At 72.6% G+C, this 15,641-nt stretch carries 12 protein-coding genes and 4 pseudogenes; 1 reads left to right on the forward strand and 15 read right to left on the reverse strand.

Features of this window, described 5'->3' with window-relative positions; all coding sequences use genetic code 11:
* Positions 1–28: 28 nt before the first annotated feature.
* The 12 genes and pseudogenes from coaBC to pyrR form a co-directional block, all read right to left on the reverse strand.
* Positions 29–1,336: a bifunctional phosphopantothenoylcysteine decarboxylase/phosphopantothenate--cysteine ligase CoaBC gene (coaBC, locus tag UK82_RS25580; RefSeq protein WP_044886903.1), complete on the reverse strand. Its 1,308-nt coding sequence runs from the start codon at positions 1,334–1,336 to the stop codon at positions 29–31.
* A gap of 7 nt (positions 1,337–1,343) precedes the next feature.
* Complete coding sequence (rpoZ, locus tag UK82_RS25585; protein ID WP_009742799.1) at positions 1,344–1,628, reverse strand: DNA-directed RNA polymerase subunit omega; 285 nt, start codon at positions 1,626–1,628, stop codon at positions 1,344–1,346.
* A gap of 152 nt (positions 1,629–1,780) precedes the next feature.
* Positions 1,781–2,326 (reverse strand): guanylate kinase, encoded by a 546-nt coding sequence (gene gmk, locus UK82_RS25590; protein WP_044886902.1) that lies wholly within the window; start codon positions 2,324–2,326, stop codon positions 1,781–1,783.
* 245 nt (positions 2,327–2,571) lie between these two features.
* On the reverse strand, positions 2,572–2,889 hold the full coding sequence (gene mihF, locus UK82_RS25595; RefSeq protein WP_009742797.1) for an integration host factor, actinobacterial type: 318 nt from the start codon (positions 2,887–2,889) through the stop codon (positions 2,572–2,574).
* Between the two features lie 231 nt (positions 2,890–3,120).
* Positions 3,121–3,939 carry an orotidine-5'-phosphate decarboxylase gene (pyrF, locus tag UK82_RS25600; protein ID WP_044886901.1) on the reverse strand — a complete coding sequence of 273 codons (819 nt, stop codon included), beginning with the start codon at positions 3,937–3,939 and terminating at the stop codon, positions 3,121–3,123.
* Positions 3,936–7,649, reverse strand: a complete 3,714-nt coding sequence (gene carB / locus UK82_RS25605; protein ID WP_055409806.1) for a carbamoyl-phosphate synthase large subunit — start codon at positions 7,647–7,649, stop codon at positions 3,936–3,938. The genes pyrF and carB overlap by 4 nt, the downstream gene beginning before the upstream one ends.
* Positions 7,649–8,058, reverse strand: a pseudogene (locus tag UK82_RS40150) (gamma-glutamyl-gamma-aminobutyrate hydrolase family protein); the annotation flags it as partial. The gene carB and the pseudogene UK82_RS40150, both read right to left, overlap by 1 nt.
* A gap of 1 nt (position 8,059) precedes the next feature.
* Positions 8,060–8,959: pseudogene (locus UK82_RS25610) on the reverse strand (carbamoyl phosphate synthase small subunit); the annotation flags it as partial.
* A complete protein-coding gene (locus tag UK82_RS25615) occupies positions 8,956–10,176 on the reverse strand; it encodes a hypothetical protein (protein ID WP_055409811.1) in 1,221 nt (406 codons plus the stop codon). The pseudogene UK82_RS25610 and the gene UK82_RS25615, both read right to left, overlap by 4 nt.
* Positions 10,173–11,552, reverse strand: coding sequence for a dihydroorotase (locus UK82_RS25620; protein WP_236706434.1), 1,380 nt, complete (start codon positions 11,550–11,552; stop codon positions 10,173–10,175). The genes UK82_RS25615 and UK82_RS25620 overlap by 4 nt, the downstream gene beginning before the upstream one ends.
* Complete coding sequence (locus tag UK82_RS25625) at positions 11,549–12,472, reverse strand: aspartate carbamoyltransferase catalytic subunit (protein ID WP_044886898.1); 924 nt, start codon at positions 12,470–12,472, stop codon at positions 11,549–11,551. The genes UK82_RS25620 and UK82_RS25625 overlap by 4 nt, the downstream gene beginning before the upstream one ends.
* A gap of 64 nt (positions 12,473–12,536) precedes the next feature.
* Positions 12,537–13,166 (reverse strand): bifunctional pyr operon transcriptional regulator/uracil phosphoribosyltransferase PyrR, encoded by a 630-nt coding sequence (pyrR, locus tag UK82_RS25630; RefSeq protein ID WP_044886897.1) that lies wholly within the window; start codon positions 13,164–13,166, stop codon positions 12,537–12,539.
* A 428-nt stretch (positions 13,167–13,594) separates the two neighbouring features.
* Here pyrR and UK82_RS25635 point away from each other — a divergent pair, with 428 nt between their 5' ends.
* A complete protein-coding gene (locus UK82_RS25635; RefSeq protein WP_009742788.1) occupies positions 13,595–14,092 on the forward strand; it encodes a transcriptional regulator in 498 nt (165 codons plus the stop codon).
* Between the two features lie 331 nt (positions 14,093–14,423).
* On the opposite strand, the gene nusB is transcribed toward UK82_RS25635, so the two are convergent.
* From nusB to UK82_RS40160, 3 genes and pseudogenes are all read right to left on the reverse strand, one after another.
* A complete protein-coding gene (nusB, locus tag UK82_RS25640) occupies positions 14,424–14,879 on the reverse strand; it encodes a transcription antitermination factor NusB (protein WP_055409815.1) in 456 nt (151 codons plus the stop codon).
* A gap of 53 nt (positions 14,880–14,932) precedes the next feature.
* Positions 14,933–15,185: pseudogene (locus UK82_RS40155) on the reverse strand (elongation factor P); the annotation flags it as partial.
* Between the two features lies 1 nt (position 15,186).
* A pseudogene (locus tag UK82_RS40160) lies at positions 15,187–15,496 on the reverse strand (elongation factor P); the annotation flags it as partial.
* Positions 15,497–15,641 lie beyond the last annotated feature (145 nt).

Below are 15,641 nucleotides of genomic sequence, written 5' to 3' on the forward strand. Positions count from 1 at the left end.
TGGGAGATCCGGTTGATTCCGACGAAGCTTACCGAGGCGTCCGCACGGGTACCCGCACTGCCTCGCTGGACGTTCCGTCCCCGTGACCGATCGGGAACTCCACCACGAGATCGAGGATCCGGTGCGCGACCAGATCCTTGCTTGCGCGTTCGATGGTCGTCTCGCGGCCGTCGGCGGCCAGGACCACGGCGGCGTTGTCCGCCACCTCGAACCCGAGCCCGGCGCCGACCTGGTTGACGACGAGGAGGTCGACGGGCTTGCGGGCGAGTTTCGCCCGGGCGTGGTCGAGAACTCCCCCGTCGGGACCGCCCGTCTCGGCGGCGAAACCGACCAGGACCTGCCCGGGGCGGCGGTTCGCCACCAACTCGGACAACACGTCAGGGTTTCGCACCAGGGCAATGGAGTCGGGCGCCGCGGATTCTTTCTTAATCTTGTACGCCTGTGTCGCCTGTGGCCGGAAATCGGCGACCGCGGCCGCCATCACGACGACATCCACGGACGGCGCCACCTCGTGCACCCGCTCCCGCAACTCGGCCGCGGAGGTGACCGCGATCGTGCGCGCCCCGGCCACCGCGGGCAGGGCGACGTTGGCCGCGACCACCGTCACCGCGGCCCCGCGGGCGAGTGCCGCCCGCGCCACCGCGTAGCCCTGGCGCCCGCTGGAGGCGTTGCCGAGGAAGCGGACCGGATCGAGGTACTCCCGGGTACCTCCGGCGGTGACCAGCACGTGCCGGCCGGCGAGGTCCGGACGGACGCCGTCGGCCCCGCGGGCGAGCACCGCCATGCCGAGCGCGGCGATCTCCGCCGGCTCCGGTAGCCGGCCCGGCCCCGAATCCGCCCCGGTCAGCCGGCCGACGGCCGGATCCAGCACCACCGCGCCCCGGGCCCGCAGAGTGGCCACGTTCGCCCGGGTGGCCGGATGCTGCCACATCTCGGTGTGCATCGCCGGCGCGAAGACCACGGGGCAGGTGGCCGTGAGCAGGGTGCCGGTGAGCAGGTCGTCCGCCCGCCCGGCGGCCGCGCGGGCCATCAGGTCCGCGGTCGCGGGGACGACGAGGACGAGGTCGGCCTCCCGCCCGATGCGGACGTGGGCGACCTCGTCGGCGTCGCTCCAGACATCGGTCGTGACCGGGTTGCCGGACAGCGCCGCCCAGGTCGTCTCCCCGACGAACCGCAGCGCGGACGGCGTGGGCACGACCCGCACCTCGTGCCCGGACTCGGTGAACCGGCGCAGCACCTCGACCGCCTTGTAGGCGGCGATGCCCCCGGCCACGCCGAGCACGACCCGGGGCCGCCGGGCCGAGGCGCCCGCGGCGCCGATGGGCTCGTCGGTCACGGCCGGGTCAGGCGACCGGCGGGAGGCTGTCGGAGACGGTCTCGTGGGTGAGCAGGCCGGCGTTGATCTCGCGCAGCGCGATCGACAGCGGCTTCTCCTGGGCGTTGGTCGTCTCGACCAGCGGCCCGACGTACTCCAGCAGGCCCTCGCCGAGCTGCGAGTAGTAGGCGTTGATCTGGCGAGCCCGCTTGGCCGCGTAGATGACCAGGCTGTACTTCGAGTCGGTGGCCTCGAGCAGCTCGTCGATCGGCGGGTTGGTGATGCCTTCGGGGTGGGCTACGGTTCCGGCCACGATGTCCTTCCGGGGTGAACGTCCGGGGCGGCGGCCGCCGTCCGGACCGTGCTCCCGCGCACAGGGCCGCGTGCACAGGCCGCCAAGCCGCCTGCGCCCGGACTCAGGCGCGTGAAGTGCGGCTTCGCGGCGCGGTACGAGCGGACCCGCACCTAGGAGCCGATCATCAATGCTACCAATCGGGCGGCCGCAGCCCGCACATCGTCGTTGACGACCACGTGGTCGAACTCCGTCTCGGCCGCGAGCTCGATGCGAGCCCGGTCCAACCGGCGGGCGATGACCTCGGGTGACTCGGTCCCCCGGCCGGTCAGCCGCCGGACCAGCTCCTCGAACGTGGGTGGCGCGAGGAAGACGAACCGGGCGTCGGGCATCGCCGAACGCACCTGGCGGGCCCCGAGCAGTTCGATCTCCAACAGGCACGGGACGCCGGCGGCGAGCCGTTCCTGCAGGGGACCCCGCGGAGTGCCGTAGGCGTGCCCGGCGAACATCGCATGCTCGACGAACTCGCCGGCCTTGACCATCTGGGCGAACTCCTCGGCGTCGACGAAGTGGTACTCGACACCGTCGGTCTCCCCGGGCCGGGGAGCCCGGGTGGTGGCACTGACCGAGACCCAGACCTCGGGATGACGCTCGCGGACGGCCGCAACGACCGTTCCCTTCCCGACGCCGGACGGCCCGGACAGCACTGTGAGACCCACGGCCCCAACCCTAGGGCCTCCGGGACGGCTGCCGCACAGCGGTCATCCGGCCGTGGATGCCCAGGATGGGACTTGTTTCCCATGGACTTTCGGATCGAGGGCCGGTAAAGAATTCCGACCCCCGATCCGCTCGGAAGGTACCGCGGCTTCGCCGGAAGAACGTGAGTGAGACCACTCNCCCGGCGACGCCGCGTCCCGCCAAGGCCCTACTCCGGTTGCCGGAGTGGATTTCCCACTCCGCCGGATCAGGCCGTTCCGAACTCCTCGAGGAGCGCGGCGCGCTGCTTCGCGCCGAGCCCTCTCAGCCGGCGGGTCGGACTGATCCCGAGCCGTTCTCGGATCTTCTGGGCGCGCACGCGCCCAACTCCGGGAAGCGACTCCAGAACAGCCGAAACCTTCATCTTGCCGACGACCTCATCGGCCTCGGCCTGTTCCAAGACGGCGGCCAGAGTGGTCTCCGCCTTCTTCAACCGCTCCTTGAGTTCCGCGCGCTGCTTACGAGCCAGCGCGGCTTTCTCGAGGGCGGCGGCCCTCTGCTCGGGCGTTAGGGGCGGCAGGGGCACGGGTACGCCTCCTCAATTCGGTGATCGCGCCGCGCAAACTAGCGAGGAAGTGGCTCCTCGGTCCAGCCTTGGCCACAACACTCTGATGCGGACATATTGTCCGCACAAGAGAAGGCTTTGACGGGACGAAAGGGGTGGCCCGCTCGTGCCGCACCCTTTCGGTCTACGACGGCCCCACCGTACCGCTTCGTACCGCACCAGGACGAACACACCCCGCCCTGACCACGGCCGTCAGCGAGACGCAGGCGTCTGACCTGCGAAAATACTATCTGCGACCACCTTCGCCGCTATGCCCAGATCGGTGGCTCGGGTGATGGGACGGCCCACTACGACCAGGTCCGCACCCGCCTCCAGTGCCTCCCGCGGAGTCGCGATTCGCGCCTGGTCGGCCACCTCGGACCCCTCCGGACGCACGCCGGGCGTGATGAGAGTCACGTTGTCACCGAGCTCCGAACGGACCATTCGGACCTCCCGTGGGCTGCACACAAGGGTGCGCGCCCCCGCCTCGACGGCGAGCACGGCGAGGCGGCGGACGGCATCATCCGGCGGTCCGGCGAGCCCGACGGAGGTCAGCGCGGCCGCATCGAGCGAGGTGAGGACGGTCACAACGGCCACCTCGACCGTGGGGGCCGCGGCGATGGCCGCACGTATCATCGCCGCTCCCCCGGCCGCATGCACGGTGACGAATCGAGGCTGCAACGTGGCGACCGACCGCATTCCACCGGCGACCGTTGCCGGAATATCGTGCAGCTTGAGATCAAGGAACAGCTCGGGCGGACCACCGGTCGCCCTTTCGGGCGCCGTGCCGGCCTCAACGAGCCCAGCGGGCTCGGCTCCCCCAGCGGGCTCGGCGAGCAGGCCGGCCGTGCGCAGGGCCGTCACGATCGCCGGCCCCTCCCGGTAGAACAGCTCCATCCCGATCTTGAGCACGGCGGCGTGCGGCGCGACCGCCGCGGCCCACCGCAGCGCGGTCGCGCCGTCCGGGGCGTCGAGCGCGACGGCCAGCGGCGCCCGACCGGAGCGCGGGGTGAAGCGGGACACGGCACTCACCGACCGGTCCGTGCGGGGTCGAGGCCGGCGTCGGCGTCGGACACCGCGCCCGGCCCGGCCGAGGTGTCCGGTCCGGGGTCGCCCGTCACCGGCCCGGTCGCACCGTTCTGCTCGGCGTCGCCCGCCGCGAAACCGGTCACACCGTTGCGCACGTCGCCGCCGGTGACCGGGTCTGTGGCCGTGGCCGCGTCGCCGGGCGACTGCCAGTCGACGCGCTGGGTCGGTTGCTCCTCGAAGCGCTCGCCCGGCGGGCTGTCGATGCGCTCGGTCGGTTGCTCCTCGAAGGCTTCGATCGGCTGCTCGTCGAACGGCACGCCCGGATCTGCGGCGCCCCTGGACTCCGTGGACGCGGCGACCACAGACACGGCGCCCGTAGGCGCAGAGGCTGTGGGGGCAGAGGCTGTGGACGCAGCGGGACCGGCGGCCGGGCCGTCCGCGCCGCCCCACGCCTCGCGCAGGGCGGCGTGGTACTCCTGCAACGGCCGGACGCCCAGCTCCCCGCGGACCAGGGCCTCGACGCCCTGCACGCAGGCGGCGGCGCCCTGGATGGTGGTGATGCAGGGAACCCCGGCGCTGACGCAGGCGGTGCGGATCTCGTAGCCGTCGAGCCGCGGGCCGACCCCCCACGGGGTGTTGATGACCAGATCGATCTGACCCGAGGTGATCATCTCGACGCAGTCGAGCAGGCCCTCGGTCGGCGCCCGGTGCTTGCCGAGCACGACCGCCTTGACCCCGTTGCGCCGCAGTACCTGGGCGGTCCCCTCGGTGGCGTAGACGACGAAGCCGAGGTCCGCGAGCCGCTTGATCGGGAAGATCATCGCCCGCTTGTCCCGGTTGGCGACCGAGACGAACACCCGCCCGTAGGTGGGCAGCCCGTTGTAGGCGGCGGCCTGCGACTTGGCGTACGCGGTGCCGAAGCCGTCGTCGATGCCCATCACCTCGCCGGTGGACTTCATCTCCGGGCCGAGGATGGTGTCGACGCCGCGGCCGACGGCGTCGCGGAAGCGGCCGAAGGGCAGCACCGCCTCCTTGACCGCGATGTGCGAGTCCAGCGGCAGGGTGGCGCCGTCGCCGGTGCGCGGCAGCAGGCCCTCGGTGCGCAGCTCGCCGATGGAGGCGCCGAGCATCACCCGGGCGGCCGCCTTGGCCAGCGGCACCGCCGTCGCCTTGGAGACGAACGGAACGGTGCGCGAGGCCCGCGGGTTGGCCTCCAGCACGTAGAGGACGTCGGACTGCAGGGCGTACTGGACGTTGAGCAGCCCTCGCACGCCGACGCCGCGGGCGATCGCCTCGGTGGAGGTGCGGATGCGCTCCAGGTCGGCGCGGCCGAGCGTGATCGGCGGCAGGGCGCAGGCCGAGTCGCCGGAGTGCACGCCGGCCTCCTCGATGTGCTCCATCACGCCGGCGAGGTAGAGCGTCTCGCCGTCGAACAGGGCGTCGACGTCGATCTCGACGGCGTCGTCGAGGAACCGGTCGACGAGCACGGGGTGCTCGGGGGAGATCGCCGTGGCCCGCTCGATGTAGTCGCGCAGCATGGAGTCGTCGTAGACGATCTCCATCCCGCGGCCGCCGAGCACGTAGGAGGGACGGACGAGCACCGGGTAGCCGATCCGCTCGGCGACGGTGCGGGCCTCGGCGAACGAGGTCGCCACGCCGTGCGGCGGCGAGGGCAGGGCGGCGGCGGCCAGCACCCGGCCGAACAGGCCGCGGTCCTCGGCCAGGTGGATCGCCTCCGGCGGGGTCCCGACGATCGGCACGCCCGCCTCCGCCAGCGCCGCGGCGATGCCCAGCGGGGTCTGGCCGCCGAGCTGCACGATCACCCCGGCCAGCGGGCCGGCCTGCTGCTCGGCGTGGACGACCTCGAGGACGTCCTCGACCGTCAGCGGTTCGACGTAGAGCCGGTCGGCGGTGTCGTAGTCGGTCGACACCGTCTCCGGATTGCAGTTGACCATGACGGTCTCGAACCCGGCGTCGGACAGCGCCATCACGGCGTGACAACAGGCGTAGTCGAACTCGATTCCCTGGCCGATGCGGTTCGGCCCGCTGCCGAGCACGATCACCCGCGGCCGGCCGCTCGGCGCCACCTCGGTCTCGCTGTCGTAGGCCGAGTAGTGGTACGGGGTCTCGGAGGCGAACTCGGCCGCGCAGGTGTCCACGGTCTTGAACACCGGCCGGATGCCGGACCGGTGCCGGAACGCCCGGACCACGTCCTCGGACGTGCCGAGCAGCTCGGCGAGCTGGGCGTCGGCGAAGCCGGCCCGCTTGGCCCGGCGGATGCCCGCCGGCGTGCGGGTGACGGCGGCGGCGATCTCGTTCAGGAAGACGATCTGGTCGACGAACCAGGGGTCGATGCCGGTCACCCGGGTGACGTCCGCCGGGTCGGCGCCGGCGAGCAGCGCCTGCTGGACGGCCCGCAGGCGCCCGTCGTGCGGCACCCGGGTCGATTCCAGCAGGCTGGCCGCGTCGCCGGTCGGCGGGACGAAGGAGAACATCGAGCCCGCCGACTCCATCGACCGCAGCGCCTTCTGCAGCGCCTCGGCGAAGCTGCGGCCCACGCCCATCGCCTCGCCGACCGACTTCATCGTCGTCGTCAGCGTCGGATCGGCGCCGGGGAACTTCTCGAACGCGAACCGCGGCACCTTCACCACGACGTAGTCCAGCGTCGGCTCGAACGCGGCCGGCGTGGTGCGGGTGATGTCGTTGGGGATCTCGTCGAGGGTGTAGCCGAGGGCGAGCTTCGCCGAGATCTTGGCGATCGGGAAGCCGGTGGCCTTGGAGGCCAGCGCCGACGAGCGCGACACCCGCGGGTTCATCTCGATGACGACCTGCCGGCCCGTCGCCGGGTCGACGGCGAACTGGATGTTGCACCCGCCGGCGTCGACCCCGACGGCGCGCATGACCGCGATCGACATGTCGCGCATCGTCTGGTACTCGCGGTCGGTCAGGGTCATCGCCGGGGCGACGGTGATCGAATCGCCGGTGTGCACGCCCATCGGGTCGACGTTCTCGATGGAGCAGACGACGACCACGTTGTCGGCGCGGTCGCGCATGAGCTCCAGCTCGAACTCCTTCCAGCCGAGGATCGACTCCTCGACCAGGACCTCCGTCGACGGGCTCGCCGCGAGGCCGTCGGCGGCCATCCGGGCGAGCTCGCCCGCGTCGTGGGCGAAGCCGCTGCCGGCGCCGCCGAGGGTGAAGCTCGGCCGGACGACCACGGGGTAGGCGAACTCCTCGCCCGCGGCCAGGCACTCCTCGACGGTGTGGCAGATGGCGCTGCGCGCCGTCTCGCCGCCGACGGTGGCGACGATGTCCTTGAACGCCTGCCGGTCCTCGCCGGCGCGGATCGCGTCGATGTTCGCGCCGATCAGCTGGACGCCGAAGCGGTCCAGGACGCCTGCGTCGTGCAGGGCGACGGCGGTGTTCAGTGCCGTCTGGCCGCCCATGGTCGCGAGGACGGCGTCGGGCCGCTCCCGTTCGATGATCTTGGTGACGATGTCCGGGGTGATCGGCTCCACGTAGGTCGCATCGGCGATCTCCGGGTCTGTCATGATCGTTGCCGGGTTGCTGTTGACCAGGATGACCCGCAGGCCCTCCGCCCGCAACACCCGGCACGCCTGGGTGCCGGAGTAGTCGAACTCGCAGGCCTGGCCGATGACGATCGGCCCGGAGCCGATCACCAGGACGCTGCTGAGATCCTCGCGCCGGGGCATCAGGACTCCCCTCCGGCGACCGCGGCGCGGGCCTGGCGGGCGGCGGCCATCAGGTCGCGGAACCGCTCGAACAGGTTGGCCGCGTCATGGGGTCCCGGCGCGGCCTCCGGATGGAACTGCACGCTGAAGGCCGGCACGTCCAGGCACTCCAATCCCTCGACGACCTCATCGTTGAGGCCGATGTGGCTGGCCACGACCCGCCCGAACGGCGTGTCCGTCACGCCGGTCAGCGGGGCACGAACGGCGAAGCCGTGGTTCTGGCTGGTGACCGCGATGCGGCCGGTGGCCACGTCGCCGACGGGCTGGTTCACCCCGCGGTGGCCGTAGGTCAGCTTGTACGTCTCGAAGCCCAGGGCGCGGGCGAGCAACTGGTGGCCGAAGCAGATCCCGAACACCGGCACGTCGGCGCNCAGCACGGTGCGCAGGGCCTCGACGGCGTAGTCGGCGGTCGCCGGGTCGCCGGGGCCGTTGGACAGGAACACCCCGTCGGGTTCGAGGGCGAGCAGTTCCTCGCCGGTGGTCCGGGCGGGCAGCACGTGCACCTCGCACCCCAGCGCCGCCATGGCGGCGGGGGTGGCCCGCTTGATGCCGAGGTCCAACGCGGCGATCTTGAACTGCGCCGTGCCGCTCGCGGCCGGGACCACGTAGGGCTCGGGGGTGGAGACGACCGGGGCCAGATCGGCGCCGACCATCTCCGGCGAGCTGCGGACCCGGTCGAGCAGCGCGGCCAGCGCGGCGCTCTGCCCGCCCTCGTCGACGCCGGCGGCCGAGTCGCCGGCGGCCGGGTCATTGACGGCCGAGTCATCGGCGAGCGTGCTGCTGATCGCGCAGCGCATCGCCCCGCGTTCGCGCAGGTGACGGGTCAGCGCACGGGTGTCGATGCCGCTGATGCCGACGACCCCGGCGGCGGCCAGCTCGTCGTCGAGGCTGCCGCGCGACCGCCAGCTCGACGGGCGCCGCGCCGGATCGCGCACGACGAAGCCGGCGACCTGGATGCGGTCGGACTCGTAGTCGGCGTCGTTGACGCCGGTGTTGCCGATGTGCGGCGCCGTCATGATGACGATCTGGCCGTGGAACGACGGGTCGCTCAGCGTCTCCTGGTATCCGGTCATCCCGGTGCAGAACACCGCCTCGCCGAAGGTCTCGCCGATCGCGCCGTATGCCTCGCCGACGAAGCTGCGCCCGTCCTCCAGCATCAGCACGGCGCGGGTCGGGTTCGCCCGGTCGGCCGGCCGGTTCGCCGGCGCCGCCGCGGGGGCCGCGAGCTGGTCGCCGGCCGCGGAGCCGGGGGTCGTGGTGAGGGTGCTCACCGATCCTCCTTCAGCCTGCGCACCTCACCCAGTGGTGAGGTCAACGGGTCGACCGGTGACCGGCCGGGGTCGGACTGCTCGGGGCGGCCCCGGTCGCCGTAGCGCGGGTCCGCCGGGTGGGGGTCAGAAGGGCGAGGGTCGGGCTGGCGGGAGGCTGGCCAGCCGGGGTCTGGGTGGCGGGCCTCCGGGTGGCGGGCGTCGGCGGGACCGGGCGCCCGGCGCGGGTCACCGCGGCCGGGATCGGCCGGGCGTGGCCCGCCGCGGCGGGGATCCGGCTGGTCGGCGTCCTGGTAGCGGGGGTCAGGGTGGCGAGGGTCAGAATGGCGAGGGTCCCGGCGCCGCTGCGGGTAGTCGGACCGGTCGGCGGCGCCCGGCCGCTCCCCGCGGGCCGCACCGCGCTCGCCGCGGCGCAGCCGCGGACCGGTGCGGATCGCCGGCATCTCCTCGGTGGGCTGGCCCGAGCCCGGCCGGGGCGGCGGGCCGCCCGGTCCCGGTCCCGGGGCCGCGGCCCGCGGGCGCAACCGGGGTCGCATCCGCGGCACGGCATGCGGCGAGGTGACGTCACCGGAGGCCAGGTGGGCCGGCGGTGGGCCGATGAGGTCGTGCACGGCGCGGACCACCTTGGGCTGGCGCGCCCGGTCCTCCCCGCGGAAGCCGGTCTCCAGCTCGTGCCCGCCGTACGACCAGGCGATCACGATCAGGCGTCCCGGCGCGGAGACCTTGCCGGCGTGGGCCCGCTCCAGCCGGGCGCCGCGCACGGCGTCCCGGGGGATCCAGAACGCGTCGCTGCCGCGGTCCACCCGCACGCCGGTCTCATAGACGCTGACGTACCCGCCGGTGCGCCCGCCCAGGCCGTGCGCGGCGATCCGCTCCAGCCAGTGGCCGGCGTCGACGGTGCCGAGGTACATCCCGCGCAGCGGGGCGGCAAAGACCGTGCCGGGCTCGGCCGGCGGGTCGGGCAGCTCGGGCAGGTCCTCCTCCTGCTGGTCGGCCTTGGTGCGCCAGGCCCGCAGCATCGCCCCCACCACCGCGACGAACAGCAGCAGCAGGCCCACCACGAGCAGCAGGTGCAGGCCCAGGCGGTCCGGTCCCCGGCCGGCGGCGAGGACCACCGGTCCGGTGGCGGAGGAGGAGTCGGCGAACGGCGAGGCGGCGAACGGCGAGGCGGCGAACGGCGAGGCGGCGAACGGCGAGGCGGCTGCCAGCGAGACAGTCATACGACCTTCCCGTCGAGCACGGTGGGTCGGCCTCGCAGGAACGTGGCGCGGATCGCTCCCGGCAGAGACCGCCCCGCATAGGGGGTGTTGCGGCTGCGGCTGGCGAGCGTGTCCGCCTCGACGACCCGCCACGGTGACGGGTCGAGCAGCGTCACGGTCGCGGGCGCACCCACCGCTATGGAACTCCACCCCTCAACCGCCGGTCGCGGCAGGCCACCGATGCGGGCCGGGGCCAGGGCCATCCGGTCGGCGACGCCGGCCCAGTCGAGGTGCCCGGGGATGACCATCGTCTCCATCACCACCGACAGCGCGGTCTCGAGGCCCAGCATGCCGGGCCGGGCCGCGGCCCACTCGGTCTCCTTGTCCTCCAGCGCGTGCGGGGCGTGGTCGGTCGCCACGCAGTCGATCGTCCCGTCGGCGAGGCCGGCGCGCAGCGCGGCGACGTCCGCGGCGGTCCGCAGCGGCGGGTTGACCTTGTAGACCGGGTCGTACGAGCTGACCAGGTCGTCGGTGAGCAGCAGGTGGTGCGGGGTGACCTCGGCGGTGACCTGCCAGCCCTTCGCCTTCGCCCAGCGGATGAGCTCCACGGAGCCCGCGGTGGAGACGTGGCAGACGTGCAGCCGGGAACCGACGTGCCCGGCCAGCAGCGCGTCCCGGGCGATGATCGCCTCCTCGGCGACCGCGGGCCAGCCGGGCAGGCCCAGCCGGGCGGCCACGACCCCCTCGTTCATCTGGGCGCCGGCGGTCAGCTTCGGCTCCTCGGCGTGCTGGGCTATCACCCCGTCGAACGCCTTGACATACTCCAGCGCCCGGCGCATGAGCAGGGCGTCGGACACGCAGTGCCCGTCGTCGGAGAACACCCGCACCTCGGCCGCGGATGTCGCCATCGCGCCGAGTTCGGCCAGTCGCTCCCCCGCCAGCCCGACCGTGACCGCGCCGACCGGCCGCACGTCGCAGTGGCCGGCGTCGAGCCCGAGCCGCCAGACCTGCTCGACGACGCCCGCGGTGTCGGCGACCGGGTTGGTGTTCGCCATGGCGAACACGGTGGTGTAGCCGCCGAGCGCCGCGGCCCGGGTGCCCGACTCGACCGTCTCGGCGTCCTCTCGGCCCGGTTCGCGCAGGTGGGTGTGCAGGTCGACCAGGCCCGGCAGCATGATCAGGCCGTCGGTGTCCAGGATGGTCGTCCCGGCGGGCAGGCCCTCGGAGTCCGGGCCGGTCGAGCCCGCGGGCCGCCAGGCCGCCACGACCCCGTCGGCAAGCAGCACGTCGACGGGATCCCCGCCGAGCGGGCGGACCCGGCGCAGCACCCAGGACTGTCCCGAGCCCCCCGCCGCCCCACCGACCGGACCCCCCGCGCCGCCCGCACCCGCCGTCATGAGACCTCCCCGGAACCGCCCAGCAGCAGATACAACACGGCCATCCGCACGCTCACCCCGTTCGCAACCTGCTCCACCACCGTCGACCGGTCGGAGTCGGCGACCCGGGAGGCGATCTCCATCCCGCGCACCATCGGCCCCGGATGCATGACCAGGGCGTGCTCGGGCAGGGTCGCGGCCCGGTCGACGTCCAGCCCGTAGCGGCGGCTGTACTCCCGCTCGGTGGGGAAGAACGCCGCCGACATCCGCTCCCGCTGGACCCGCAGCATCATCACCACATCGGTCTTGGGTAGCACCGCGTCGAGGTCGTACGACACCTCGACCGGCCACGAAGAGACACCGATAGGCAACAGTGTCGGCGGGGCGACCACCGTCACACTGGCGCCGAGGGTGGCGAGCAGCCAGACGTTGGACCGCGCCACCCGGGAATGCAGCACGTCGCCGACGATGGTGACGGCGAGCCCGTCGACCCGACCGAGCCGCCGGCGCATGGTGAACGCGTCGAGCAGCGCCTGGGTCGGATGCTCGTGGGTGCCGTCGCCGGCGTTCACGACGCTGCCGCGCACCCAGGTCGCCAGCCGGTGCGGCGCGCCGCTGGCGGAATGCCGGCAGACCACCGCGTCGGCGCCCATCGCCTCGAGGGTCTGCGCGGTGTCCTTCAGGCTCTCGCCCTTCGACACGCTTGACCCGCGCGCCGAAAAATTGATCACATCGGCCGACAGTCTCTTGGCGGCTACCTCGAAGGACGTGCGGGTACGGGTGGAATCCTCGAAGAAAAGGTTGACCACGGTGCGGCCCCGCAGGGTCGGCAGCTTGCGGACCGACGCCTCGGCGACCCGCGCCATCCGTTCCGCGGTGTCCAGCACCAGCAGCGCGTCGTCCCGGCTGAGGTCCTCCGTCGACAGCAGGTGCCCCTTCATACCCGACCTCCGTTCGCCGCCCACGCCGCCCCCGCGCGCCCGCGCTCGGCGAGCGAGCGCCGGGTCACGGCCGGTCTCCCGGGTCCGCCGCGCCCGCCGCGGCACCGGTCGGGCTGGGCTCGGGCGAGACGATGAGCACGCCGTCGGCGCCGTCGATCTCCCGCAGCCGAACGGCCACCGACTCGCGACGCGAGGTCGGCATGTTCTTCCCGACGTAGTCCGCGCGGATCGGCAGTTCGCGATGGCCCCGGTCGACCAGGACGGCAAGCTGGACCGTGCGGGGGCGGCCATAGGCGGCCAGCGCGTCGAGCGCGGCGCGCACCGTGCGCCCCGAGTAGAGGACGTCGTCGACGAGGATGACCACCCGGCCGTCGACCCCGCCGTCGGGAATTTCGGTCACCTCCAGTGGCCGAACCCCGCGCAGTCGCAGATCGTCGCGGTACATCGTGGGGTCGAGCGAGCCGACAGGAAGATCCACTCCCTCGACGGCCTGTACTCGCTGTGCCAGACGATGCGCGAGGGGTACCCCTCGGGTGGGTACCCCGAGCAGCACGACACCGGCACCACCGGAGGTCTTTTCGAGGATCTGGTGCGCCATCCGGCTGACGATCCGGGTCATGTCATCGGCGGACAGTACTGTCCGGGCAATGCCGGGACGGCGCGATGCGGGGTCGCTCGCGGCAGCAGAGGCCACGCGGCATCCCTCCTTCCCCGCCTCACGGGACGGTCCTTAAAGGAGCGGTCTCAGCGACGTTACCAGGGCACTCCGGACGAGTGAGGGTCTCGCGGCGCGGGCCCGCCGACCCCCGTCCGGCCGTCTGACTCCGTCCGCGCCCCCCGGTTCGGNGGCCCGTGCGGATTGTTGCCGCGCCAACTATCATCGCCAAGCCGTGACTGCACGTCACCGGGTTCACTTCCGCATGCGCCGGTACGGCGAACGGCGGAAGTTCCCGCCGGGCAGGCGTAGGGCGCAACCGGAGGGCTACAGAAAGTGGTACAAAGAAAGAAGCGACACGACCCCCCGGGTGTCGAGCCTCAACCCGGCGGGCACTACTATCGGTAACCGCCGGCGGCACGAGCCCCGGTTCCAACTGATCGACCACGACAGGAGTGGGCACTCCGATGTCCGACTATGCGAAGGCGCTCGGTGCTCGGCTGCGCGCGATACGCACCCAGCAGGGGCTCTCGCTTCATGGCGTCGAAGAGAAGTCGCACGGTCGGTGGAAAGCCGTCGTCGTCGGTTCCTACGAACGTGGGGACCGCGCCGTCACCGTACAGCGTCTCTCGGAGCTCGCGGAGTTCTACGGCGTTCCGGTCGGGGAGCTTCTTCCCGAGGGTTCCACCGTCGCCCCGCTGGAGCAGTCCCCGCGGATCGTCCTCGACCTCGAGCGCCTTTCCCAGGTGCCCAAGGAGCAGGGCGGACCGCTCGCGCGGTACGCGGCGACCATTCAGAGCCAGCGCGGCGACTACAACGGCCGGGTTCTCTCCATCCGCTACGAGGACCTGCGTTCCCTCGCAGTGATCTACGACACCTCCCCCAGCAAGCTCACCGAACAGCTCGTCTCGTGGGGCGTGCTGTCCCCGGAGCAGGGCGCGGACGCCACCGCTTCCGACGTCTGACAACCACGCCGGTGCTCCACCGGCAGCGCACCAACCAACGTTCCAGCATCACCAACGTTCCAGCACTACCAGCGGTTCCAGCACAGCACCACCGTTCCAGCACTACCAGCGTTCCAGCACCACCAGCGTTCCAGCGCCGCCTGGCGTCGCAGCACCACCAGCAGTCTCGTTCGTGGCACAGCAGCTTCAGCTCGATGTGATCGCGGGTCGGCTTTCGGGGTCTCCGGCCGGCCAAACGCGAGTGGCACACAGGTAGCCGGGGGTACCCCGGTACGTCGCTTGGGGCGACGTACCGGGCACGCCGATCGGCGGCACCGGCCAACCCGGTAGGTCAGGCCTCCCGGCCCGGCCCGGCATCCGGTCCCGGCGGGGCCGGCCGGCCCGCCGCCGAGGCCTCGCCCGCGGCCGGGACCTGCCCCGCCGCCGTCTGTTCGGCCGTCACCGGCACCGCCCCGGCGTCGACCAGACTGCCGAGCAGGCCGTTGACGAACATCGGCGATCGGTCGGTGGACAGGTTCTTCGCCAGCTCCACCGCCTCGTCGATGACGACCCGGGGCGGAACGTCGGGCCGCCACAACAGCTCCAGCACGGCAATCCGCAGGATGTTGCGGTCGACCGGGGGCATGCGCTCCAGCGACCAGCCCTCGGCGTGCCGGCCGATCCGCTCGTTGATCTCCCGCCAGTGCTCGACGACGCCCCTGACCAGCCCCTCGGCGTACTCCGAGACGGGCGGGTCGGCCTGGGCGCGCCGGGCGGTGAGGATCTCCGGGACGGCGGCCCCGCGCACGTCCGCCTCGAACAGGATGTCCAGCGCGCGCTTGCGGGCCTTGGACCTGGCGCTCAGCTCGTCACCCGGCCCAGATAACGGCCGTCGCGGGTGTCGACCTTGACCTTCTCGCCGGTCGTGATGAACAACGGCACGTTGATCGTCGCGCCCGTCTCCAGGGTCGCGGGCTTGGTGCCACCGGTCGAGCGGTCGCCCTGCACGCCCGGGTCGGTCTGGGCGATGGTGAGCTCGACGCTGGCGGGCAGCTCCACGTAGAGCGGGGCGCCGTCGTGCAGCGCGACGGTGCCGACAGTGTTCTCCAGCATGNAGTCGGCGGCCGTGCCGACGACGCCCGGCGGGATCGGGATCTGGTCGTAGGACTCGCTGTCCATGAAGACGAAGTCGGCGCCGTCCCGGTAGAGGTAGGTCATCTCGCGCCGGTCCACGGTCGCGACCTCGACCTTGACGCCGGCGTTGAAGGTGCGGTCGACGACCTTCCCGGTGAGCACGTTCTTCAGGGTCGTGCGGACGAACGCCCCGCCCTTACCCGGCTTGACGTGCTGGAAGCCGACGACGTTCCACAACACCCCGTCGATGTCGAGCGTCATGCCGTTCTTCAGGTCGTTGCTGGTCGCCACTGCGCGCGTTCTCCCGTTCGGTTGCCGTGCATCGGCACGGCGGATCGTCGTCGTGCTGAAGCCTAGAGTCATCGGGTCGCACGCACCGCGGCGACCCTGCCGGCCGCGACCGCCCGCCCGGGACCGCTGCCGGTCCCTGCGCGGC

It is taken from the genome of Frankia sp. ACN1ag, from assembly GCF_001414035.1.
Classification (GTDB): Bacteria; Actinomycetota; Actinomycetes; order Frankiales; family Frankiaceae; genus Frankia; species Frankia torreyi.